This window comes from Streptomyces sp. ICN903, from assembly GCF_022015835.1.
In the GTDB taxonomy this organism is placed as follows: domain Bacteria; phylum Actinomycetota; class Actinomycetes; order Streptomycetales; family Streptomycetaceae; genus Streptomyces; species Streptomyces fenghuangensis.
Map to the genome: position 1 here is coordinate 1 of NZ_JAKMAY010000004.1, position 21,963 is coordinate 21,963.

21 protein-coding genes and 1 pseudogene are annotated in these 21,963 nt (G+C 75.4%); 16 read left to right on the forward strand and 6 right to left on the reverse strand.

The window, feature by feature from the left end; translation table 11 throughout:
• From L7D48_RS00800 to L7D48_RS00850, 11 genes are all read left to right on the forward strand, one after another.
• Positions 1-1,297: adenosylmethionine--8-amino-7-oxononanoate transaminase (locus tag L7D48_RS00800; protein ID WP_237876030.1), on the forward strand; the 1,297-nt coding region annotated here is incomplete at its 5' end.
• 89 nt (positions 1,298-1,386) lie between these two features.
• Positions 1,387-2,121 (forward strand): dethiobiotin synthase, encoded by a 735-nt coding sequence (gene bioD, locus L7D48_RS00805; protein WP_237876032.1) that lies wholly within the window; start codon positions 1,387-1,389, stop codon positions 2,119-2,121.
• A 22-nt stretch (positions 2,122-2,143) separates the two neighbouring features.
• Positions 2,144-2,806, forward strand: a complete 663-nt coding sequence (locus L7D48_RS00810; protein ID WP_237876034.1) for a class I SAM-dependent methyltransferase — start codon at positions 2,144-2,146, stop codon at positions 2,804-2,806.
• A 158-nt stretch (positions 2,807-2,964) separates the two neighbouring features.
• Positions 2,965-3,744 (forward strand): ABC transporter ATP-binding protein, encoded by a 780-nt coding sequence (locus tag L7D48_RS00815; protein WP_237876036.1) that lies wholly within the window; start codon positions 2,965-2,967, stop codon positions 3,742-3,744.
• A gap of 381 nt (positions 3,745-4,125) precedes the next feature.
• Positions 4,126-4,608: a GNAT family N-acetyltransferase gene (locus tag L7D48_RS00820; RefSeq protein ID WP_237876039.1), complete on the forward strand. Its 483-nt coding sequence runs from the start codon at positions 4,126-4,128 to the stop codon at positions 4,606-4,608.
• Between the two features lie 285 nt (positions 4,609-4,893).
• Complete coding sequence (locus tag L7D48_RS00825; RefSeq protein ID WP_237876041.1) at positions 4,894-6,348, forward strand: hemolysin family protein; 1,455 nt, start codon at positions 4,894-4,896, stop codon at positions 6,346-6,348.
• Positions 6,345-7,352 (forward strand): hemolysin family protein, encoded by a 1,008-nt coding sequence (locus tag L7D48_RS00830; RefSeq protein WP_237876043.1) that lies wholly within the window; start codon positions 6,345-6,347, stop codon positions 7,350-7,352. Before L7D48_RS00825 ends, L7D48_RS00830 begins: the two co-directional genes overlap by 4 nt.
• An 82-nt stretch (positions 7,353-7,434) precedes the next feature.
• The gene (locus L7D48_RS00835; protein WP_237876045.1) at positions 7,435-8,286 is read left to right on the forward strand and encodes an SGNH/GDSL hydrolase family protein; all 852 of its coding nucleotides are present in this window, start codon (positions 7,435-7,437) and stop codon (positions 8,284-8,286) included.
• A gap of 11 nt (positions 8,287-8,297) precedes the next feature.
• Complete coding sequence (purB, locus tag L7D48_RS00840) at positions 8,298-9,728, forward strand: adenylosuccinate lyase (RefSeq protein WP_237876047.1); 1,431 nt, start codon at positions 8,298-8,300, stop codon at positions 9,726-9,728.
• Positions 9,729-9,866: 138 nt separating this feature from the next.
• A complete protein-coding gene (mug, locus tag L7D48_RS00845; RefSeq protein ID WP_237876117.1) occupies positions 9,867-10,412 on the forward strand; it encodes a G/U mismatch-specific DNA glycosylase in 546 nt (181 codons plus the stop codon).
• Positions 10,413-10,514: 102 nt separating this feature from the next.
• A complete protein-coding gene (locus tag L7D48_RS00850) occupies positions 10,515-11,669 on the forward strand; it encodes an ROK family protein (RefSeq protein ID WP_237876049.1) in 1,155 nt (384 codons plus the stop codon).
• A 33-nt stretch (positions 11,670-11,702) separates the two neighbouring features.
• On the opposite strand, the gene L7D48_RS00855 is transcribed toward L7D48_RS00850, so the two are convergent.
• The gene (locus L7D48_RS00855; protein ID WP_237876051.1) at positions 11,703-12,449 is read right to left on the reverse strand and encodes a GntR family transcriptional regulator; all 747 of its coding nucleotides are present in this window, start codon (positions 12,447-12,449) and stop codon (positions 11,703-11,705) included.
• Positions 12,450-12,672: 223 nt separating this feature from the next.
• On the opposite strand from L7D48_RS00855, the gene L7D48_RS00860 reads away from it, so the two are divergent.
• On the forward strand, positions 12,673-13,422 hold the full coding sequence (locus L7D48_RS00860) for an SDR family oxidoreductase (RefSeq protein ID WP_237876053.1): 750 nt from the start codon (positions 12,673-12,675) through the stop codon (positions 13,420-13,422).
• A 63-nt stretch (positions 13,423-13,485) separates the two neighbouring features.
• Here L7D48_RS00860 and L7D48_RS00865 read toward each other — a convergent pair whose 3' ends face one another.
• Positions 13,486-14,484 (reverse strand): EamA family transporter, encoded by a 999-nt coding sequence (locus L7D48_RS00865; RefSeq protein ID WP_237876055.1) that lies wholly within the window; start codon positions 14,482-14,484, stop codon positions 13,486-13,488.
• A 47-nt stretch (positions 14,485-14,531) separates the two neighbouring features.
• Here L7D48_RS00865 and L7D48_RS00870 point away from each other — a divergent pair, with 47 nt between their 5' ends.
• Complete coding sequence (locus L7D48_RS00870; RefSeq protein ID WP_237876057.1) at positions 14,532-16,073, forward strand: PLP-dependent aminotransferase family protein; 1,542 nt, start codon at positions 14,532-14,534, stop codon at positions 16,071-16,073.
• A gap of 26 nt (positions 16,074-16,099) precedes the next feature.
• On the opposite strand, the gene L7D48_RS00875 is transcribed toward L7D48_RS00870, so the two are convergent.
• The 4 genes from L7D48_RS00875 to L7D48_RS00890 all read right to left on the reverse strand — a co-directional run bounded on the left by L7D48_RS00875 (position 16,100) and on the right by L7D48_RS00890 (position 18,352).
• Positions 16,100-16,474, reverse strand: coding sequence for a hypothetical protein (locus L7D48_RS00875; protein ID WP_237876059.1), 375 nt, complete (start codon positions 16,472-16,474; stop codon positions 16,100-16,102).
• A gap of 135 nt (positions 16,475-16,609) precedes the next feature.
• Positions 16,610-17,044, reverse strand: a complete 435-nt coding sequence (locus L7D48_RS00880; protein WP_237876061.1) for a roadblock/LC7 domain-containing protein — start codon at positions 17,042-17,044, stop codon at positions 16,610-16,612.
• A 37-nt stretch (positions 17,045-17,081) separates the two neighbouring features.
• On the reverse strand, positions 17,082-17,921 hold the full coding sequence (locus L7D48_RS00885; protein ID WP_237876063.1) for a transcriptional regulator: 840 nt from the start codon (positions 17,919-17,921) through the stop codon (positions 17,082-17,084).
• Entirely contained in the window at positions 17,918-18,352 is a 435-nt protein-coding gene (locus L7D48_RS00890; RefSeq protein ID WP_237876065.1) for a hypothetical protein, read from the reverse strand. The genes L7D48_RS00885 and L7D48_RS00890 overlap by 4 nt, the downstream gene beginning before the upstream one ends.
• A gap of 355 nt (positions 18,353-18,707) precedes the next feature.
• Between L7D48_RS00890 and L7D48_RS00895 the strand changes: the two genes are divergently transcribed.
• The 3 genes and pseudogenes from L7D48_RS00895 to L7D48_RS00905 form a co-directional block, all read left to right on the forward strand.
• The gene (locus tag L7D48_RS00895) at positions 18,708-20,297 is read left to right on the forward strand and encodes an alkaline phosphatase (RefSeq protein WP_237876066.1); all 1,590 of its coding nucleotides are present in this window, start codon (positions 18,708-18,710) and stop codon (positions 20,295-20,297) included.
• Positions 20,298-20,363: 66 nt separating this feature from the next.
• Complete coding sequence (locus L7D48_RS00900; protein ID WP_237876068.1) at positions 20,364-20,930, forward strand: DUF1990 family protein; 567 nt, start codon at positions 20,364-20,366, stop codon at positions 20,928-20,930.
• Between the two features lie 114 nt (positions 20,931-21,044).
• A pseudogene (locus L7D48_RS00905) lies at positions 21,045-21,963 on the forward strand (hypothetical protein); the annotation flags it as partial.

Below are 21,963 nucleotides of genomic sequence, written 5' to 3' on the forward strand. Positions count from 1 at the left end.
CGGCCTCCCGCCCGAGGAGCTCGCCGAGCTCGACCGCCGCCACGTCTGGCACCCCTACGGCCCGATGCCCGGCCGCTCCGAACCGCTGATCGTCTCCTCCGCCTCCGGGGTCCGGCTGCGACTGGCACGGCCGGCCTGGGGCAGCGTGGAGCTGATCGACGGGATGTCGTCGTGGTGGTCGGCGATCCACGGCTACAACCACCCGGTGCTCAACGAAGCGGCGGGCGCCCAGCTGGAGCGGATGAGCCACGTGATGTTCGGCGGGCTCACCCACGAGCCCGCCGTACGGCTGGCCAGGCGGCTGGTGGACATCGCCCCGGAGGGGCTGGAGCACGTCTTCCTCGCCGACTCCGGCTCGGTGTCGGTCGAGGTCGCCGTCAAGATGTGCCTGCAGTACTGGCGTTCGCTGGGGCGGCCGGGCAAGCGGCGGCTGCTGACCTGGCGCGGCGGCTACCACGGGGACACCTGGCAGCCGATGTCGGTGTGCGACCCCGAGGGCGGCATGCACCACCTGTGGTCCGGGACGCTGCCCGAGCAGGTCTTCGCGGACGCTCCGCCGGACGGCTTCGACGCCGGCCCCGACCCGGCCTACGAGGCGCACCTGCGGGAGCTGATCGCCTCACACGCCGACGAGCTGGCCGCGGTGATCGTGGAGCCCGTGGTCCAGGGCGCGGGCGGGATGCGCTTCCACTCCCCCGCCTATCTGCGGGTGCTGCGCGAGGCGTGCGACGAGCACGGCGTGCTGCTGGTGTTCGACGAGATCGCCACCGGCTTCGGCCGTACCGGCTCCCTGTTCGCGGCCGGCCACGCGGGGGTGGCCCCCGACGTGATGTGCGTCGGCAAGGCGCTGACCGGCGGTTATCTGACGATGGCCGCGACTTTGTGCACCACGCGGGTGGCGGAGGGCATCTCGCGCGGCGAGGTGCCGGTGCTGGCCCACGGCCCCACGTTCATGGGCAACCCGCTGGCGGCGGCGATCGCGGGGGCCTCCCTGGACCTGCTGCTCGCCCAGGACTGGGCGGGCGAGGTGAAGCGGATCGAGACCGGGCTGCGCGCCGGGCTCGCCGGGGCCGCCGCGCTGCCGGGGGTGCGGGACGTGCGTGTGCTGGGGGCGATCGGGGTGGTCCAGCTCGACCACGAGGTGGACATGGCGGCGGCCACCGAGGCGGCGGTGCGCGCCGGGGTGTGGCTGCGCCCGTTCCGCGACCTGGTGTACACCATGCCTCCCTACGTCACCGGTGACGAGGATGTGGCGCGGATCGCGGCCGCGGTGTGCGCGGCGGCGCGCGCGGGCTGAGCAGGCGGGCCGGGCAGGCAGGACGGGCAGGCGGTGCGGAAGCGGGCCGGGGTGTCCCGGCGTCCGGAGGAACGAGGAGAGGCGCGAACATGTCGGTGCTGGTCGTCACCGGGACGGGCACGGAGGTCGGCAAGACCGTGGCCACGGCGGCGCTGGCCGCCGCGGCGGTGGCGGCGGACCGCTCGGTGGCCGTGCTCAAACCCGCGCAGACCGGGGTGGCCGAGGGCGAGCCTGGGGACGCGGCCGAGGTGCGGCGCCTGGCGGGCGCGGACGTGACCGCCGTGGAACTCGCCCGCTACCCCGAGCCGCTGGCCCCCGAGACGGCGGCGCGCCGGGCCGGTCTGCCCCGGGTGCGTCCCGAGGCGGTGGCGGAGACGGCGCGTGCTCTGGAGGAGGAGCACGACCTGGTGCTGGTCGAGGGCGCGGGCGGGCTGCTGGTCCGCTTCGACGAACGGGGATCGACCCTCGCCGACGCGGCCCGGCTGCTGGGCGCCCCGGTGCTGGTGGTCGCCGCCGCCGGGCTGGGCACCCTGAACGCGACGGCGCTGACGGCCGAGGCGCTGCGCTCCAGGGGCCTGGAGTGTGCCGGGGTGGTGGTCGGCAGCTGGCCGCGCGAGCCGGATCTGGCGGCCCGCTGCAATCTGGCGGACCTCCCGGTGGCGGCGGGCGCCCCGTTGGCGGGGCTGCTGCCGCAGGGGGCGGGCTCGCTGGAGCCCCCGGTGTTCCGCAGGCGGGCGGCGGGCTGGATCTCCCCCCGGCTGGGCGGCTCCTGGGAGGGTGGCACCCGGCTCGCGGAGGGAGAATGGGAGACCGCACCGAGGTGAGAGCCCCTCCCGGAGGACGCCCATGGCCCCCCGCCGCAGGTCCGCGACCGACGCCGTGCACCATCCCGTCTTCGCGCGCTACTACGCCCGCTTCGCCCCGGCGGTGGACGAGCGGGCCGGGATCGGCGCGCACCGCGCCGAGCTGCTGGCCTCACTGTCCGGCCGGGTGGCCGAGGTCGGGGCGGGCAGCGGCCTGAACTTCGACCGCTACCCGGCCGCCGTGCGCGAGGTGGTGGCGGTGGAGCCGGAGCCGCTGCTGCGGCGGGCGGCGCTGGACGCCGCGGCGCACGCCGCCGTCCCCGTCCGTGTGGTGCCCGGCGTCGCGGAGGAGCTCCCGCTGGACAGCGGGGCGTTCGACGCGGTCGTGGTGTCGCTGGTGCTGTGCTCGGTAGGGGATCCCGACCGCGCCCTGGCCGAGATCCGCCGGGTGCTGAGGCCGGGCGGCCGGCTGTGCTTCTACGAGCACGTCCGGGCCGACGGCGCCGCGATGGCCCTCCTCCAGCGGTCGCTGGACCGCACCGTGTGGCCGCGCCTGTTCGGTGGCTGCCACACCGCGCGCGACACCGTGGCCGCGATCGAGACCGCGGGCTTCACCGAGCTGTCCCTGCGGCGGCTGCAGGTTCCGGAGAAGGGCGCTTCGACACCGGTGTCGGCGCATGTCCTGGGCAGCGCGCGGCGGCCGTGACACCGCCGGGGTGGCCGGGTGCGTCACGGCCGTGGTCTCCCGGCTCGGACGGACGGCTCCCCGCGCCGCCCCGTGGATGGATGGCCCCGCACCGGGTACGGACCTGTCAGTTGTCCCGGTTCCCGTGAGGGAGCCGTCCGTCCGAGCCGGGAGGTGCGGTGTCCACTGACGCGCGGAAGGCGAGCGAGGTGCCGGAGGCGGGGCGGTCCGCCGCCCGGGCCCGCGGGCTGACCAAGACCTACGGCAGCGGTGAGACGGCCGTGGTGGCACTCGACTCGGTGGACGTCGACATCGCCGAGGGCCGGTTCACCGCGGTGATGGGCCCGTCCGGCTCGGGCAAGTCGACGCTGATGTACTGCCTGGCCGGGCTGGACACCGTCACCGAGGGGAGGGTGTGGGTCGGCGACACCGAGATCACCGGGCTGGGGGACGCGGAGCTGACGCGGCTGCGGCGGGACGAGATCGGTTTCGTCTTCCAGTCCTTCAACCTGCTGCCCACCCTGACGGCCCTGGAGAACATCACGCTGCCCATGGACATCGGGGGCCGCGGGCCGGATCCGCGGTGGCTGGACACGGTGATCGACACGCTCCGGCTGCGGGACCGCCTCGGCCACCGGCCCACCCAGCTCTCCGGCGGCCAGCAGCAGCGGGTGGCGTGCGCCCGAGCGCTGGCCTCCCGCCCGAGGCTGGTCTTCGCCGACGAACCGACCGGGAACCTCGACTCCCGCTCCGGGCTGGAGCTGCTGGACTTCCTGCGCCGGGCGGTCGACGACCTGGGGCAGACGGTGGTGATGGTGACCCACGACCCGGGCGCCGCGGCCCACGCCGACCATGTGCTCTTCCTGGCCGACGGGCGGATCGTCGACGAGATGCCGCGCCCCACCGCCGGGGCCGTCCTGGAGCGGATGAAGCGGTTCGACCCCGTGCGGCAGTACTGACCCGGGCTCGCCCGGCCGTCCTCGGAGGACCTCCGGAAAGCTCCGGACCGTCTCCGGGACACGGCCGGGCGCCCTGACCGGCGCGCCCTCGGCCCAGCCCGGCGCCCGATCCCCTCCCCGCGAGCTGGCCCCGTACGCCCTGGGTACGACGGAGGAGCAGCTCCTGGAGCACCCGGCCCTGCCCACCGGCAGCGTCGGGCGGATCGCCGGGCAGGCGCGCGCCCACCGCGAGCGGTACGGCTTCGACCGCATCCGCGTGCTCGAACCGTACATGGAGGTCTTCGCAGAGGTGATCGAGGAGTTGCGGGGCGGTTGACGCCCCTGGTGACCACATGCCGAAACACCGCGCGTACGCCGCCCGGCCGGTGCTGGGATACCGCCATGGACGATCTTGTGAACGATTCCGGCCTCCGGATCCGGACCGCCCTCGCCTCGGACATCGACGCCGTCCTGGCCTTCTGGGCCCGGGCCGCGGAGGGGACGAGCATCAGCGACGACCGTGCGGGGGTGGCCCGGCTGATCGACCGGGATCCGGGGGCCCTGCTGCTGGCCGTGCCCGGCGGGGACCCCGGGGAGCCCCCGGCCGCCGGAGCGCCGGCGGCCGGGCCGGTGGTCGGCTCGGTGATAGCGGGCTTCGACGGCTGGCGCTGCCATCTGTACCGGCTCGCGGTCCATCCGGCACACCGCCGCCGCGGTGTGGCCTCGGCCCTGCTGGCGGCGGCCGAGGCGCGGTTCGCCGCGCTGGGCGGGCGCCGGGCCGACGCCATGGTGCTCGACCGCAACGCCTCCGCCCACCACGCCTGGCGTGCGGCGGGGTACGCGCCGCAGCCGCAGTGGAGCCGCTGGGTGAAGCCGCTGGGCTGACGGGCCCGGCCCGGCGGCGGACCGGCGGCCCCGGGAAACGCGCGGCGGCTCGCATACGATGGACTGCCCATCGCGCGTCCGAGCCGTGTACCGCGGCCGCCGTGTCCACGGCGCGCGCTCCGAGGAAACATCCCAGAGAAAGGTGTGTGAGCGTCCGCCCATGGGCGAGCCTCCCAGTAGTACCGGCAGCAGAGCCGGCAGTAGAAGCGGCAGTGGAACCGGCCGCGGACGCGGCCGCCGAGCGCCTCTCCCCGTCCCTCCGGACCAGGGGACGGAGGTGACCCGGTGACCGAAGTGCTCCTCCTGCTCCTGGCGCTGCTGCTGACCCTGGCCTGTGCCGTGTTCGTCGCGGCGGAGTTCTCGCTCACCACCGTCGAGCGCGGCGACCTGGAGCGGTCCGCCGAACGCGGCGAGCCGGGCGCCGACAGCGCTCTGAAGGCCGTGCGGTCCCTCACCTTCCAGCTCTCCGGCGCCCAGCTCGGCATCACCGTGACCGGTCTGATCATCGGCATGCTCTCCGAGCCCTCGACCGCGCGGCTGCTGTCCGGCCCGCTGCGGGCGGCCGGACTGCCCGCCTCCGCGGCGTCCTCGGTGGCGCTGGTGGCGGGCACGGTGCTGTCCACGGTGGTGCTGATGGTCGTCGGCGAGCTGGTGCCGAAGAACTGGGCGATCTCCCGGCCGCTGCCGGTCGCCCGCCGGGTCGGCGGCCTGCAGCGCGGTTTCAGCGCCGCTTTCCGGCCGCTGATCACCCATCTGAACAACACCGCCAACCGGGTCCTTCACCGACTCGGCCTGGAGCCCACCGAGGAACTGGCCTCGGCCCGCTCCCCGCAGGAGTTGGTCGCGCTCGCGCGCCACTCGGCGAAGGAGGGCGCCCTGGAGGCGGACACCGCGGAACTGTTCGTCCGCACCATCCGGCTCTCCGAGCTGACCGCGCAGAGCGTGATGACGCCGCGCGTCCAGGTCATCGCGCTGGAGGAGAACACCTCCGCGCAGGACGTGGTCAACGCCGCCCGGGCGACGGGCCTGTCCCGCTTCCCGGTCTACCGCGGCAACCTCGACACCGTGGTCGGCGTCGCCCACGTCAAGGACGTGATCGCCGTCCCCGCCGGCCGCCGCGCCGGCTACCCGGTCACCGGGCTGCTGCGCGAGCCGGTGCCCGTACCGGAGTCGCTGACCGTGGACCGGCTGCTGGACCGGCTGTCGGGGAAGCAGGGAGGCAACAGCATGGCGGTGGTGATCGACGAGTACGGCGGCACCGCCGGGGTCGTCACCCTGGAGGACATCATCGAGGAGGTCGTGGGCGAGGTCCGCGACGAGCACGACCCGCTCCAGACCCCCGACCTGGTCCCGGCGGGCGCGGACGAGGAGGGCCGTACCGTCTATGACGCGGACGGCGCGGCCCGCACCGACCGGCTGGAGGAGATCGGCCTGCGCGCCCCGGACGGCCCGTACGAGACCCTGGCCGGGCTGATCGCCACCGAACTGGGCCGCATCCCGGTCGTGGGCGACGTCCTGGAGGTCGCCGGCTGGCGGCTGGAGGTCGTGGACGCGACCGGGCGGCGGGCCGCCGGGGTACGGCTGACCGCTCCGCCCGAACCCGGTGACGGGGGCGGGGACGGCCACGACGGCGGCCGGGACGACCACGACCGGGCCGGCGGCGGCCACGGCGCCCCCGGGGACGCCTACGGGCGCCGCGGGGCCCGCGTCGGCGTCCAAAGCGGGGAGGCGGACCGATGACCGCCGTCCAACTGCTGATCGGCCTGCTGACCCTGGTCGCCAACGCCTTCTTCGTGGGCGCGGAGTTCGCGATGATCTCGGTGCGCCGCAGCCAGGTCGAACCGCTCGCCGAGCGCGGCGAGAAGCGGGCGCGCGGCGTGGTGTGGGGCCTGGAGCACGTGTCGGCCCTGATGGCCACCGCCCAGCTGGGCATCACCCTGTGCACCCTGGTGCTGGGCGTGGTCGCCGAGCCCGCGATCGCGCACCTGCTGGAGCCGGTGTTCCAGTTCGCCGGCGTGCCGGAGGGCCTGGTCCATCCGATCGCCTTCGTGATCGCGCTGGCGGTGGCGACGTACCTGCACATGCTGCTCGGCGAGATGGTGCCGAAGAACATCGCGCTGGCGGCGCCCGAGCGCGCGGCGCTGCTGCTGGGGCCGCCGCTGGTCGCGCTCACCCGGGCCCTGCGGCCGGTGATCTTCGGTGTCAACGCCCTGGCCAACGGCCTGCTGAAGCTGTTGCGGGTGGAGCCCAAGGACGAGGTCTCGGCGACCTACTCCGACGACGAGCTGGCCCGTCTGGTGGCCGACTCCAGCGAGGCCGGGCTGCTGGACGAGCGCGCCACGGAGCGGCTGCGCGACGCGCTGGAGCTGGGCCGCCGCCCGGTCGAGGACGTCGTGCGGCCCACCGACCGCGTCGTCTTCGCCCCGTTCGGCATCACTCCCGAGGGGCTGGAGCAGCTCTCCGCGCGCAGCGGGTTCTCCCGCTTCCCCGTGGTGGACGACCGGGGCAGGGCGCTGGGCTACCTGCACGTCAAGGACGCGCTCGACGCCGTGCACCGCGACGCTCCGTTCCCCGTCTCGGCGCTGCGGCCGATCGCCCGGGTGCGGGCGACGACGCCGCTGGACGACGTGCTGGGCGCGATGCGCGGCAGCGCCACCCACCTGGCGGCGGTGATCGGCACGGACGGGCGTGCAGTCGGGCTGGTCACCATGGAGGACGTGCTGCGCGAGCTGGTGGGCCGCTGACGGCGGGCGGGGCGGGCGCAACCCGGGGAGACGCGCCCGGAGGAAGGCACGTACCGAGCGGTCGGTTACCATGTTCCGCGCCATGGACAGTGCAACCGACTCGCCCGCCCCGCCCGCCATCACCAGCTTCGTCGCCCTCGGGGACTCCTTCACCGAGGGCATGTCGGACCTGCTGCCGGACGGCGGCTACCGCGGCTGGGCGGATCTCCTCGCCGCCCGTCTCGCCGCGCGCACCGACGGCTTCCGCTACGCCAACCTGGCGGTACGCGGCAAGCTGATCCAGCAGATCGCCGAGGAACAGGTGGACGTGGCCGCCGCCATGGGCGCGGATCTGGTGACGCTGGTCGGCGGCCTCAACGACGTGCTGCGTCCCAAGTGCGACATGGGCCGGGTGTGCGGCCTGCTGGAGGAGTCCGTCGCCAAACTCGCCCCCGAGTGCCGCCATCTGGTGCTGATGCGCAGCCCCGGGCGGCGCGGGCCGGTGCTGGAGCGCTACCGGGCGCGCATGGAGCACCTCTTCGACTTCATCGACGATCTGGCCGAGCGGCACGGCGCCCTGGTGGTGGACCTGTACGGCTGCGAGGCGCTGGGCGACCCGCGGATGTGGGCCGACGACCGGCTGCACCTGACCGCCGAGGGGCACGAGCGGGTGGCCGAGGCCGTCTGGCAGCGGCTGGGGCACGAGGCCGAGGCCGACTGGCACGCGGCCCTGCCGCCCGCCGTCCTGCCCGGCTGGTACGCGCGCCGCGTCGCCGACCTGCGCTTCACCCGCCGCCACCTGCTCCCGTGGATCGGCCGGCGGCTGACCGGACGCTCCTCGGGCGACGGGCTGACGCCCAAGCGGCCCGATCTGGCACCGCTGGACCCGGCCGTGGACCGGGGCCGGTACTCCGCGCCCGACCTGGCGCCACTGGCCTGCGACGACACCCCTTAGAATCCCCGGGTGTGACTGACAAGCCGCGCATCCCGAACGTCCTGGCCGGCCGCTACGCCTCGGCGGAGCTGGCCCGACTGTGGTCCCCCGAACACAAGGTGGTACTGGAGCGGCGGCTGTGGCTCGCCGTGCTGCGTGCCCAGAAGGACCTGGGCGTCGATGTGCCGGAGCAGGCCCTGGCCGACTACGAGCGGGTGCTCCAGGAGGTCGACCTGGCCTCGATCGCCGAGCGGGAGAAGGTCACGCGCCACGACGTGAAGGCGCGGATCGAGGAGTTCAACGCGCTGGCCGGGCACGAGCACGTGCACAAGGGCATGACCTCCCGGGACCTGACCGAGAACGTCGAGCAGCTCCAGATCCGGCTGTCGCTGGAGCTGGTGCGCGACCGCGCGGTGGCCGCGCTGGCGCGGCTGGGCCGGCTGGCGGCCGAGCACTCCGAACTGGTGATGGCGGGGCGCTCGCACAACGTCGCCGCGCAGGCCACGACGCTGGGCAAGCGCTTCGCGACCGCCGCCGACGAGCTGCTGGTGGCCCACGCGCGGCTGGAGGAGCTGCTGGCGCGCTACCCGCTGCGCGGCGTCAAGGGGCCGGTGGGCACCTCCCAGGACATGCTGGACCTGCTGGGCGGGGACGGGGGCAGGCTGGCCGAGCTGGAGGAGCGGATCGCCGCCCACCTCGGCTTCGGCCACACCTTCACCTCCGTCGGCCAGGTCTACCCGCGCTCGCTGGACTACGAGGTGGTGACCGCGCTGGTGCAGCTGGCCGCCGCGCCCTCCTCGCTGGCCAAGACCATCCGGCTGATGGCCGGGCACGAGCTGGTGACCGAGGGCTTCAAGCCGGGCCAGGTCGGCTCCTCGGCGATGCCGCACAAGATGAACACCCGCTCCTGCGAGCGTGTGGGCGGCTTCGCCGTCATCCTGCGCGGCTACGCCTCGATGGTCGGCGAACTCGCGGGCGACCAGTGGAACGAGGGCGACGTCTCCTGCTCGGTGGTGCGCCGTGTCGCTCTGCCGGACGCCTTCTTCGCCCTCGACGGCCTGCTGGAGACCTTCCTGACGGTCCTGGACGAGTTCGGCGCGTTCCCCGCGGTCGTCGCCCGCGAGCTGGACCGCTACCTGCCGTTCCTGGCCACCACCAAGGTGCTGATGGGCGCGGTGCGGGCCGGGGTCGGCCGGGAGACGGCCCACGAGGCCATCAAGGAGCACGCGGTGGCCTCGGCGCTGGCGCTGCGCGAGGGGGCCGAGCGCAACGAGCTGCTGGACCGGCTGGCCGCCGACGAGCGCATCCCGCTGGACCGGGAGGGGCTGGACGCCCTGCTGGCCGACCGGCTGTCCTTCACCGGCGCGGCCGGCGACCAGGTCGCCGCGGTGGTGGCCCGGATCGAGGAGATCTCGAAGCGCCACCCGGAGGCCGCCTCCTACACCCCGGGCGCGATCCTCTGACCGTCCCCCCGACTGCCTGAGGTCCTTCCGGGAAGGAGAGCCCCGGAAGGACCGCCAGGGAGGGCCATGACCAGGAGGACCACATCCGACCGGACCCCCGGCAGGGGTGCCTCCGGCGAGGAGGCGGCCGGCACGGGGATGACCGGGGAGGAGATGGAGGCGTTGCGCGCCCGCACCGTCCCCGACATCGTCGCCGAGGGGCTGCACGTGCTGTTCTGCGGGATCAACCCCGGTCTGACGACCGCCCGGCTGGGCCACCACTTCGCCCATCCCGGCAACCGCTTCTGGCCGGTGCTGCACGCCTCCGGCTTCACTCCCCGGCGGCTGAAGCCGTCGGAGCAGCACGAGCTGCTCTCGTACGGCCTGGGCATCACCAACATCTCGCCCCGCCCCACCGCCCGTGCCGACGAGCTGACGCCCGAGGAGTACCGGACGGGCGGGCGGGTGCTGGCCGAGAAGGTGGCGCGGTTGCGTCCCGAGTGGCTCGCGGTGGTCGGGGTGACCGCCTACCGGGCCGCCTTCGGGGACCGCAGGGCCCGGACAGGCCCTCAGGAGGCGGCGATCGGCGGCGCCCGGGTGTGGGTGCTGCCCAATCCCAGCGGGCTCAACGCCCACTGGACGCTGGAGACGATGGCCGAGGAGTACGGGCGGCTGCGCGCCGCCGCGCTCGACGGCCCACCCTGACGGCCGGCCCGCTCTGACAGGGGCACCTCACCCGACTCTCGCCCACCGTGCGCTCACCGGATACGATCCGGCCACACATGCGCACTTCCCAGGAGGCGGACGTTGGGACGGCTCACCGGCAGGGATCCCTCCCTGCTGCGCAGGATCAACTCCGCCGTCGTCCTGCGCGCGCTGCGCGCCGCCGACGGCCCACCGACGCTGTCCGATCTGGCCCAGGCCGCGGAGCTGTCCCGGCCGACGGTGGAGGGCGTGGTGGAACAGCTGGTGGAGGCCGGCCTGGCGGCCGAGGCCGCCGTCGCCTCCGGTGACGTCCGGCGGCAGGGACGGCCCGCGCGCCGCTACCGCTTCCGGGCGGAGGCCGGCCATCTGCTCGGCATCGAGATCGGCCCGCACCGGGTGGCCGCCGTCCTCTCCGACCTGTGCGGACGGCGGCTGGGCACGGTCGGACGCGCGGTCTCCGAGCAGGCGACGGCCGACGAGCGGCTGGAGCGGGTGCGCGCGGTGGTCGCCGAGCTGCTGCGCACCTGTGAGGTGCCGCGCAGCACCCTGCGCGCGGTGGGGGTGGGCAGCCCGGGGATCGTGGAGGCCGACGGCATGGTGCGGCTGTGCACGGCGCTGCCGGGCTGGACCGGCCTGCCGCTGGGCGAGCGGCTGCGGCGGTCGTTCCGCTGCCCGGTGCTGGTGGAGAACGACGCCAACGCCGCCGCGCTGGCCGAGCACTGGAAGGGCGCGGCCGGCGGGGTCGACGACATGGTGTTCGTCCTGGCCGGGCTGAGCCCGGGCGCCGGTTCGCTGATCGGCGGGCGGCTGCACCGCGGCTTCGGCGGCGCGGCCGGGGAGATCGGCGCACTGCACCTGCTGGGACGGGAGGCCACCCCCGAGCACCTGCTGTCCACCACCGGCGAGCCCCTGCACCCGCTGGACGAGGCGGCGGTGGCGCGGGTCTTCGCGCTGGCGCGCGAGGGGGACGAGCGGGCGCGGCAGGCCGTCGAGCGGTTCATACGGCGCCTGGTGCACGATGTGGCCGCGCTGGTGCTGGCCCTGGATCCGGAGCTGGTGGTCGTCGGCGGCTGGGCCACCGGGCTGGACGGGGTGCTGGATCCGCTCCGCCGCGAGCTGGAGCGCTACTGCCTGCGGCCGCCGCGGGTCGCGCTGTCCCTGCTGGGCGGGGAGGCCATCGCGACCGGCGCGCTGCGGCTGGCGCTCGACCACGTGGAGGAGGAGTTGTTCACCGTGGAGGGCGCCGTCGCCCGCTGACGTCCCGTCGCCGGCGGGCGCGCGGCGCGCGGTTCAGCTCGCCAGCAGCGGCGAGGCCCCGGCGAAGTCGCCGAAGGTGAGGCGGCAGGTGTCGGCCCGGTAGGTGGACAGCGCGACCGCGGCGGTGCCGCCCGCGGCGAGGTAGCGGGTGGTGACGACGAGGACGGGCGCGCCGGGCAGCCGGTCGAGCCGCCTGGCGTCCTCCGCCCGGGCGGATCCGAGCTCCACGGCCCGTTCCTGGCCGCCCAGTTCGAGGCGGTTCAGCTCGCGCAGGACGGCACGGCCGCGGGCGGCCCCCGCCTCGGTCTCGATGCCGGACATCCCGGGCACCGATGCGGCCGGTACGTACAGCGTCTCGGTGGCGACCGCCTGACCGTGGGTCATGCGGACGCGGTGGACGGCGTACACCGGCCCGTCGGTGTCCGCTCCGAGCGTCCTGGCCACCGCGGCGGGCGGTGCGGTCTCCTCGCAGTCCTCGGTCTGCCAGGCGTCGCCCGGGGCGCCGGGCCAGCTGTGCCGGACGGGGTTCACGTCGACGCCGACACGCGGCGGGGCGACGGTGGTTCCCACCCCGCGGCGGCGCTGGAGGCGTCCTTCCAGCTCCAGCTGTTCCAGGGCCTGACGGAGCGTGGCGCGGGCGACTCCGAAGCGCGCGGCGAGCTCCCGCTCGTTCGGCAGGATCTCCCCCACCGCGAACTCCGAGTCGAGCGCCTCCGACAGCACGGTCTTGAGGTGCCGGTACTTCGGTTCCGGCACCGTCTCCAGTCGCGTGGTCCCCACCCTTGCCTCCGCAGTCGCCGTGTCCCGCCGGGATTTATGCGCGCTTCTTTTTTAAAGGTTGTTGCGTATGCCGACCTTAGGGAGCGGCGGCCCATTTGGTCAAGACCAATCCGGCCCGCTAGCGTGCCGGAGCGACAGGGCGGGCCGCCGGGAAGCGGCCGCGCGAGCGGCGTGAGGGCGGCGACGGAACCGGCATGAGGACGACGAGAGGGCGAGGGCTGGCATGGAGCAGCGGGTAACGGTCGTCACCGGCGGCAGCCGGGGCATCGGGGCGGCGATCGCCCGGCGGCTGGCGCGGTCCGGGCACCGCGTCGCGGTCGGCTACCAGCACTCCCGCGAGGCGGCCGAGGAGACGGCGCGGGCGGTACGCGCCGAGGGCGCCGAGGCGGTCACCGTGCGGCTGGACACCAGTGTGGAGAGCGAGGTCGACGCGCTCTTCGCAGAGGCGGCACGGGAACTGGGCCCGGTCACGGGCGCGGTTCTCAACGCCGGGATCACCGGCCCGCTGGGCCGCTTCACCGAGACCTCCACCGAGGTGATGCGCCGGGTGGTGGACGTCAACGTCATGGGCACGCTGCTGTGCGCCCGGCGCGCGGCCCTGGCGATGTCCACACGGCACGGCGGCCCCGGCGGCTCGATCGTCACCGTCTCCTCGTGCGCGGCCACGCTCGGCAGCCCCGGCGAGTACGTCCACTACGCCGCGGCCAAGGCGGCGCTGGACGCCATGACGGTCGGGCTCTCCAAGGAGCTGGGGCCCGACGGGGTGCGGGTGAACTCCGTCCAGCCCGGGACGATCCTCACCGACATGCACGCCACGATGGGCGATCCGCAACGGCCCTGGCGCAAGGCCGAGGTGATCCCGATGGGCCGCCCCGGGGAACCGGAGGAGGTCGCGGGCGCGGTCGCCTGGCTGATGTCCCCGGAGGCGTCCTACACCACCGGGGCGGTGCTGCGGGTGAGCGGCGGACTGTAGGCACGCCGGTAGCGGGCCCCGGGGAGCCCGCACCGGCGGAAGGCGGTCAGGTGCCGGGGCGGATCACCCCTGGGGCCGCCGGGCGGTGGCCCGCTCCGGCACGGGCACGCCCCCCTCCGGCGTCCGAGGCGGTTCGGGCGGCTCCACCGCCCCGGACGCGGCCGGGCGGCGGGCCAGGGCGCCCGCGCCCAGCGCCACGCCGGCCCCGACCAGCAGGCTGCCGCCCGCCTGCGCCCAGCCGTAGGAGCCGGTGGCCACCAGTGGGGCGGTCAGCGCCGCGCTGACCGGGATGAGCCCGGAGAAGAGCGTGGCCCGCTCCGCGCCGATGCGGTGGACGGCCGCGTACCAGCAGACGAAGCCGACCACCGTGACGACGACCGCCTGCCACAGCAGCGCCGCCGCCTCGGCCGGGTCCGGCATCCGCAGCCAGGCCCGGCCGTCGAGCACCACGCCGAGCAGCGCGGCCTCCACCGCCGCCAGGGCGCAGGCGGCGGTGGACAGCAGGCGGGCGCCCAGCGGGCGCACCAGGGGGACGGCGATCACCGCGAACCCCACCTCGCCCGCCAGCGCGGCGGCCGACCACAGCAGTCCGGCGGCGTCGGCACGTCCCCAGCCCTGCACGGCCATGGCCCCGGCCGCCACCAGCAGCGCCCCGTACACCACCGCACGCGCGGGCCGGCGGCCGTCCAGGGCGGGGACGACCACGGCCACGACGACCGGCGCGCAACCGACCAGCACGCCGGGTACCGCCGGTTCGGCGGTCCGCTCGGCGGCCAGTACGGCGAGGTTGAAGCCGACCATGCCCACGGCGGCGAGCAGGGCGAGGCGCGCCCACTGACGGGCGGTCAGCAGCCGCAGGGGCGCGAGCGCCCCGCGCCCGAGCAGCGGCAGCAGGAGCAGGCACGCCAGGCCGTAGCGCAGGGCCTGGCCGCCGGCGTGGGGGTAGTCGCCGAGCACGCTGTTGGCGGTGAAGGAGGCGCCGACCAGGCAGCAGGCGACGGCGGCGAGCAGGGCGCCGCGGTGGTGCCCGGCCCGGGAAGAGCCGGTGGAGGAGGAGGTCATGGTGCCGACGCTAGGAAGCGGTGCGGACCGGTTTAAGGTCCACTTCCATGGCGGTTACGGGGACCACTTCCGGCAAGGACGAGGGCGAAGGCGGGGGCGCGGGCGGAGGCAGCGGCGGAGACGGGGGAGCGCCGGGTGCGGAGCCGGGTGCCGGGCCCGGCGGGAGCGCGGCGTGGGGGCTGCTGCTACCCGTCCGCGAGGCCCCGCCCAGGCAGCGCGGCCGCGCCCTGCAGACCGGTCTGCGCGAGGCGGTGCGCTCGGGCCGGCTGGCGCCCGGCGCACGGCTGCCCTCCAGTCGCGAACTCGCCGCCGATCTGGGGGTCTCCCGGGGCCTGGTCACGGAGGCGTACGAGCAGCTGACCGCCGAGGGTTATCTCACCAGCAGCCGGGGCTCGGGCACCTGGGTGGGCGACGCCGCGCGCGACGCGCCGGCGGGCGCCCCGCCCGCCGGGGAGCGTACGGCCGCGCCCGCCGTGGACTTCCGGCCCGGCTCCCCCGACCCGGCGCTGTTCCCGCGTGCCGCCTGGGCGGCCGCCCACCGCAGGGCGCTGGCCGGTCTGCCGCACCACGCCCTCGGCTACCCCGATCCGCGCGGGCTGCCCGAACTGCGCTCGGCGGTGGCCGCCCTGCTGACGCGGCGGCGCGGGGTGGCCGCCGATCCCGGGCGGGTGGTGATCTGCTCGGGTGTGGCGCAGGCGATGACGCTGCTGGCCCTCACCCTGGACGGGCGCGGTGGGCAAACGGTGGCGGTGGAGTCCCCGGGGAGCTTCGAACACGCGGCGCTGTTCGCGGCGGCCGGGCTGCGCACCGTGCCGGTCGGCCTGGACACCGAGGGCCTGCTCCCCGCGGATCTGGCCGCTTCCGGGGCGCGGGCCGCGGTGCTCACCCCTTCCCACCAGTTCCCGTCCGGCATCTCCTACTCCGCGGCGCGCCGCTCGGCGCTGCTGGCCTGGGCCCGCGATGCGGACGGCCTGCTGGTCGAGGACGACTACGACGGCGACTTCCGCTACGACCGGGCGCCCGTGGGCGCGCTCCAGGGGCTCGACCCCCGGCGGGTCGCCTACACCGGGTCGGTCAGCAAGTCCCTCGCGCCGGGGCTCCGGCTGGGCTGGCTGGTGGCGCCGGACGATCTGGCCGGTGAGATCGTGGAACGCAAGCGGACCATGGACCTGGGCCATCCGGTCCTGGACCAGGCGCTGCTGGCCGACTTCGTCGCCCGCGGCGAGTACGACCGGCAGTTGCGGCGCTGCGGACGCGCCTACCGGCAGCGGCGCGACGTGCTGCTGCGGGCGCTGGCGGAGCACATCGGCGGCACGGAGGTGACGGGGATCGCCGCGGGGCTCCACGTCATCGCCTCGCTGCCGCCCCGGTGCGGCCCGCAGGAGCGTCTCCTGGCCCGGGCGGCCCGGGCGGGGGTGGCGGTGCGGCCGCTGTCCGACTACCTGCCGCCGCGCCCGTCGTCCCCGCTGCCGCAGAGCGACGGCGGGAACGACGGGCGCGTACGGCTGGTGCTGGGCTACGCCCACCTGACGCCGAACCGGATCGCGTACGGCGTACGGCTGCTGGCCGGGGCGGCCCGGCACCCGTGAGAGGGGCGGGGAGGGTCGCCGCCGCGTCAGATCTCCAGCTCCGCCTCGATCCTGCGCAGCTGGTGCCGGGCCATGGCGAGGTTCGCCCGCGTCTTGTCCAGGGCCAGGTAGAGGAAGAGGCCGTTGCTGCCGCGCCCCCTCAGCAGCCGGATCAGGTGGTACTGCCCGCCGAGGGTGATCAGGATGTCCTCGATCTCGTCCTTCAGGCCCAGCATCTCCATGGTGCGCACCTTGGCGCGGACCACGTCGGTGTTGCCGGCCGCGGCGACGTTCAGGTCGAGGTCCTTGCCTCCTCCGACGGTGCCGAGCGCCATGCCGCTGGTGTAGTCGACGAGGGCGGCCCCGAGGGAGCCCTCGATGGCGGTCATCGCTTCCTTGAGGGAGGTTTCGACGTTGGCCATGGCTGTCGCACTTCCTTTCCGCGTGCACCGGGGCGCACGTTCCGGTCTTCTTCTGACACATCGGTTCACCGAGGGCGGGCTCGCCCGCGGTGCGGGCCCGGGCAGGCCGGGCGGTGCCGGTGGACCCGGCTCGGCTCAGCCGTCCTGCGGCCGTTCGTCCGCGCCCGCGGCCAGGCGGGCGATACGGGCTCCGGTCCGGCGGGCCTCCAGATGGACGCGGCCCACGTTGGCGCGCGGCTCCGCCAGGACGGCCAGGAAGGTGGCGGGGCCCGCCGCGTAGGCCGCGACGTAGCCGCTCTCCCCCCGTACCAGCAGTTCGCGGAAGCGGCCCCGGTCGGCGGTCTCCGCCAGCCGCAGCGCGTCGGCGAGGACGGTGGCGGTGAGCGCCGCCAGGGGGCCGCTCCTCGCGCCGGGGGCGTCCTCCGCGAGCAGGGCGCCTCCGGCGCCGACCGCGAGGGCGCCGGTCAGGTGGGGGACGCGGGACCGCAGCATGCGCAGTTCCCGCAGCACCTCCGGGTCGGCCGCGGCGGACTGCCGCGCTCCGGCGAGCTGCTTCAGCGCGCGCCTCACGGCAGGGCTCCGCGGCCGGCGGGGACGGTTCGGTGCGTCACAGGCGCGCCTCCAGGGCATCGCGGATCCGGAGCAGCAGGGCGATGTCCGGGTCGGTGGACACCTCCGGGAGCCGAACGGCGGACACGGGGGACGGGTGCAGGTACGGGACCGGGACGTCCCCGGACTCCGGGGATGCCGGGGATGCCGGAGGCTCTGGGGCCCCGGAGGGGGACTCCCGCCCGGGCTCGGGGGTCCGGATGTGCCCGGCGGCGGCCAGCCGCCGTACGTCGATCAGCACGTGGAAGGCCGGGCGGCCGAGCCGCCGCGCGATGTCGGCGGGGGTGCGCGTCCCGTCCGCCAGTTCCAGGAGGGCCCGCTGCCTGCGGGTCGGGGCGGGAAGGGCGGTCCGCCGGTTCCGGAACACCGGGGCGGTGTCCACCTCCGGGTGCGGCCACAGGTCCTCCAGCAGTCTTCTGCGGCGCAGGACCTCGCGTTGCAGATCCTGCGCCGGAACCGGCCGGACGGGCCCCAGCCAGTGGGACAGGCCGCTGCGGAACCGGGCCGGTCCGCTGCCGGGGGCGAGGGCGAAGAAGGCCGCGTCGTACAGCGCGCCCAGGTGGTAGACCTCCAGCTCGCCCCGGGTCAGCCGCCCGTTGTCGACCAGGAAGCGCGCGACCTGCCGGCGGGCCCCGGCCCGCTCCACGGCCTCCCGCCAGCCCTCGGCGGGGAGTCTGCCGCCGAGGGTGAGCAGCACCTCCAGCCCCGGGGAGACGGGGCTCTCCGCGTGGACTATCTCGCCGTCGCGCAGATAGAGCGTCCCGTTGCCCCGCAGCAGCGCCCCGGTGGCCCGCCGCGCCGCCAGATGGCCGAGCATCGGGGAGAGGGCGGCCCTCATCCGAGCACCAGCCGTTCGGACAGGTGGCGCAGGCGGATGCGGGCGAGGGCGAGGTTGCCGCCGTCCCGGTCGAGCCACAGGTGGACGAAGAGGCCGCCGTCGAAGACCTGCCCGACGAAGCGCAGCAGGTGGTAGCCGTCGCGGGTGGTGACGATGAGGTCCTCGACCGGCTCTCCCCCGCCGGACCCCGGGTCCTGCGCGAACTCCCCGCCGTCGTTTCCGTGTTCGGAGCCGCCAGGGGTGGCGAACGCGATGTGCTCGGCGGCCGTGCGGGCGAGTTCGGCCGTCCGGGCGGCGGTCGTCTCGTGGTCGCCGCACGACGGCTCGCCCACCGCGCCGAGCGCGAGCCCGCTGGTCCAGTCGACCACGGCGGCGCCGCGGGCGCCGGGCAGCGTCATGGCTTCGAGCAGGCATTCGTCGATTCCGGGCATGTGCGACCCCCTTCCTGCTCGACGTGCGGAGACACCACCAGTGGTGCGGAAGTGACGACGAGGTTACGCATCGTGTCACCCGTTCCGGGCACATTTGAACGATTCCGACCGAGGAAGCGGCGTAATGTTCGAATGGCAAGTGGACTTGTCATTTTCACGTCGCTCTCCGCCCGCCTGTCCCGGTGTCTTGCCCGGCGCCTGTCCCGGTGCGAGAGACCCTGGTGCGGCGGGTACCGCCGCGTTCACCCGGAACAGGTCCGCACGCGGCGGCGCGGTTCCCCTCCGTTCGCCTCGCGCGGCCACCATGACCGGCCGTACGACCCGCTCCGCCCGACGCTCAGGAGGCTGTCCGCCCATGGCACACCAGGAATCACCGGAGCGCGCCGCGCCCGCCCGGCGCTCGGTTCTGCGCGGCACGCTGGCCGCCTCGGCGGCGCTGTCCCTGCCCACCGCCGCGCTGGTGCCAGCCGCCGCGCCCGCGCTGGCGCTGTCGGGACGGCCGCGGGCCGGCTGGGGGGTGCAGACCGGGGACGTGACGGCCACGTCCGGCCTGGTGTGGGTGCGCTCGGACCGCCCGGCCCGGATGCTGGTGGAGACCTCCGCCACGGAGTCCTTCCGCAACCCGCGACGCTGGCACGGTCCCCTCCTCGGGCCGGGCACGGACTTCACCGGTACCACGGCGCTGCACGGACTGCCGCCGGGCCGGCAGATCCACTACCGGGTGCTGCTGGCCGACCCCGACGACCCCCGGCGCACCGGCGAGCCGGTCCACGGCACCTTCCGCACCGCCCCGGCGCGGCGCCGGGACGGGGTGCGCTTCGTGTGGTCGGGCGACCTGGCCGGGCAGGGCTGGGGCATCAACCCCGACCGCGGCGGCTATCCGATCTTCGACGAGATGGCCCGCCTGGACCCGGACTTCTTCCTCTTCAGCGGCGACACCGTCTACGCCGACGGCCCGCTGACCGGGACCGTGGCGCTGCCCGGCGGCGGCACCTGGCGCAACGTGGTCACCGAGGAGAAGGCGAAGGTCGCCGAGACCCTCGACGAGTACCGGGGCAACTTCCGCTACAACCTCCTGGCCGAGTCGCTGCGGCGCTTCAACGCGCAGGTGCCCTCCATCGTGCAGTGGGACGACCACGAGGTGGTCAACAACTGGTACCCCGGCGAGATCCTCGCCGACGCCCGCTACACCGAGCGGCGCGTGGACGTGCTGGCCGCCCGGGCCCGGCAGGCGTTCGGCGAGTACTTCCCCCTCTCCTCCCCTCGGCGCGACCGCGACGGGCGGATCTACCGGGTGGTGCGCCACGGCCCGCTGCTGGACGTCTTCGTGCTGGACATGCGCACGTACCGGAACGCCAACTCCCCCGGCCTCGAGACCTCCGACCCGCAGGGCGTGCTGGGCGCGGAGCAACTGGCCTGGCTCAAGCGGGAGCTGGCGCGCTCGCGCGCGGTGTGGAAGGTGATCGCCTCCGACATGCCGCTGGGACTGGTCGTCTCCGACGGCGGACACGTCGAGGCGGTGGCGCAGGGCGATCCGGGCGCGCCGCTGGGGCGCGAGCCGCAGATCGCCGAGCTGCTGCGGTTCGTCCGCGACCGGCGGATCACCGGCACGGTGTGGCTGACCGCGGACGTGCACCACACCTCGGCCCAGCACTACGACCCGGCGCGGGCGGCGTTCAGGGACTTCGCTCCGTTCTGGGAGTTCGTCACCGGGCCGCTGAACGCCGGGGCCTTCCCGGCGAGCGCGCTGGACGGCACGTTCGGCCCCGATCGGGTCTTCGTCAAGGCGCCGGAGCGCGGCAACGTCTCCCCGAGCGAGGGTTACCAGTTCTACGGCCAGGTGGACATCGACGGCGACAGCGGCGAGCTGACGGTGCGGCTGCGCGAGGAGGGCGGCGCGGTGCTGTTCACCAAGGTGCTGCGCCCCGGCCGCGTCGGGCAGTAGGCGGCCGGGCGTCCACCGGCGCGGCACGCGGCACCACGGCGCGGTACGGCGCAATACGCTGCGCCCATGGACGCGAACGACGACCGCACCGGTGATACCGCGGCCGGCCTGACGTACACCGGGGCGGGCGCCACCCGCGAGGGGGACCCGTCCGGCTACCCGCCGGGCTTCGGGCTGCTGCGGGTGCGCACCCGCGTCGGTGCGGGCCGGGAGGTCTTCCGGGCCGCCGGACGGGCCGTGCTGACCTGGCGGATGCACCGGGCCATGGGCGTGGAGATGGCCACCGCCTCCCCGCGCGCCGAGCCCGGGGTGCGCGTGGTGGTGGGCCTGGGCGCCGGACGGCTGCGGATCCACGCGCCGTGCCGGGTGGTGTGGGCTGCGGACGGCGAGCGGCGGGCGGGCTTCGGCTACGGGACGCTGCCGGGGCATCCGGAGCGCGGCGAGGAGGCGTTCGCCGTGGAGCTGGACGAGGACGGGGCCGTCTGGCTGGAGGTGCGGGCCTTCAGCCGCCCCGAGGTGTGGTGGGCGCGGGCCGCCGGGCCGCTCGTCCCGCTGTTCCAGCGGCTGTACGCCCGGCGGTGCGGGGCGGTGCTGCGACGGCTCTCCCGCGCTTCCCGGGGCCCCCGCGCATGACGCGACACCCGGCGAGGGGTGTCCGGCAAAAAGGGCATGGTTCCCAGAAGGCCCTTAACCCGTCGGTCACAAACCGTTCGTGATCACGCAACACCGGTCGGCGAGAGTGGCCGCATGACCGAATCCTCCGCACACCGCGCAGACCGCCGCACCGCTCGACGCGCCGCCCGCCGCAGGGCCCGCGGCCCGCACCACTGGCGGCACGACCTGGTCGAGCTGGCGGCGCTGTTCACGGCCGTGACCGTGGCCGACAGCATCGCCAAGACGGTGGCGCACGGGCCCGACGGTCCGGTGCTGCTGGTGCTGTCGGCCGCCGCTCTGCTGGCCACGGCCGGGATCCACACCTGGTGGGCGCGGCGCCGCCATCATCCGCCGCCCGATCCCGGCGGCCGCCCGGCCGCCGAGGGCTCCGCGCAGGAGCCGCCGGTGCTGTGGCGGCTGCGCGCCACCGTGCGGGAGGAACCCGGGTCGCTCGCCGCGCTGTGCGCCGTCCTGGCGGAGCTGCGGGTGGACGTCATCGGCCTCCAGACCCACCCGCTGGGCGAGGTGACGGTGGACGAGTTCCTGTTGCGGGCGCCCCGCGCGCTGGAGGCAGCCGAGCTGGGCCGGGCGGTGGCCGCGGCCGGCGGGCGGGACACCTGGCTGGAGCGGGCCGACGCCCACGATCTGGTGGACACCCCGACCCGGGTGCTGGGCCTGGCCACCCGTACCGCCCTGGACAGCGCCGAACTCCCGCTCGCGCTGCGCCAGTTGCTCGGCCGCTGCACGATCCGCTCGGTGCCCTCCCGGACGGCGGGCGGGCAGCCGGGAGGGGAGCCGCACGGCGATGAGGTCCCCGAGGACGGCGTGCTGGAGGGAGTGGTGATCCGGATGCGCGATCCGCGCGGCGGGACGATCGTCGTGGAACGGCCCCATCTGCCCTTCACCCCGACCGAGTTCGCCCGGGCCCGCGCCCTGGTCGAGCTGGACGCCCGGCTGGACGCCCAGCCGGACTCCCGTTCGGCCGGGCCCGCCGGGGCCTTGGGGGCCGGCC

Bases quoted from the DNA above. Each gene is read 5' to 3' on its own strand.
- L7D48_RS00860 (WP_237876053.1), top strand. From the start codon at position 12,673: ATGGAGCAGCGGGTAACGGTCGTCACCGGCGGCAGCCGGGGCATCGGG.
- L7D48_RS00885 (WP_237876063.1), bottom strand. From the start codon at position 17,921: ATGAGGGCCGCCCTCTCCCCGATGCTCGGCCATCTGGCGGCGCGGCGG.
- L7D48_RS00870 (WP_237876057.1), top strand. From the start codon at position 14,532: ATGGCGGTTACGGGGACCACTTCCGGCAAGGACGAGGGCGAAGGCGGG.
- L7D48_RS00830 (WP_237876043.1), top strand. From the start codon at position 6,345: ATGACCGCCGTCCAACTGCTGATCGGCCTGCTGACCCTGGTCGCCAAC.
- L7D48_RS00820 (WP_237876039.1), top strand. From the start codon at position 4,126: ATGGACGATCTTGTGAACGATTCCGGCCTCCGGATCCGGACCGCCCTC.
- mug (WP_237876117.1), top strand. From the start codon at position 9,867: ATGACCGGGGAGGAGATGGAGGCGTTGCGCGCCCGCACCGTCCCCGAC.
- L7D48_RS00835 (WP_237876045.1), top strand. From the start codon at position 7,435: ATGGACAGTGCAACCGACTCGCCCGCCCCGCCCGCCATCACCAGCTTC.
- bioD (WP_237876032.1), top strand. From the start codon at position 1,387: ATGTCGGTGCTGGTCGTCACCGGGACGGGCACGGAGGTCGGCAAGACC.
- L7D48_RS00895 (WP_237876066.1), top strand. From the start codon at position 18,708: ATGGCACACCAGGAATCACCGGAGCGCGCCGCGCCCGCCCGGCGCTCG.
- L7D48_RS00810 (WP_237876034.1), top strand. From the start codon at position 2,144: ATGGCCCCCCGCCGCAGGTCCGCGACCGACGCCGTGCACCATCCCGTC.
- L7D48_RS00890 (WP_237876065.1), bottom strand. From the start codon at position 18,352: ATGCCCGGAATCGACGAATGCCTGCTCGAAGCCATGACGCTGCCCGGC.
- L7D48_RS00900 (WP_237876068.1), top strand. From the start codon at position 20,364: ATGGACGCGAACGACGACCGCACCGGTGATACCGCGGCCGGCCTGACG.
- L7D48_RS00875 (WP_237876059.1), bottom strand. From the start codon at position 16,474: ATGGCCAACGTCGAAACCTCCCTCAAGGAAGCGATGACCGCCATCGAG.
- L7D48_RS00865 (WP_237876055.1), bottom strand. From the start codon at position 14,484: ATGACCTCCTCCTCCACCGGCTCTTCCCGGGCCGGGCACCACCGCGGC.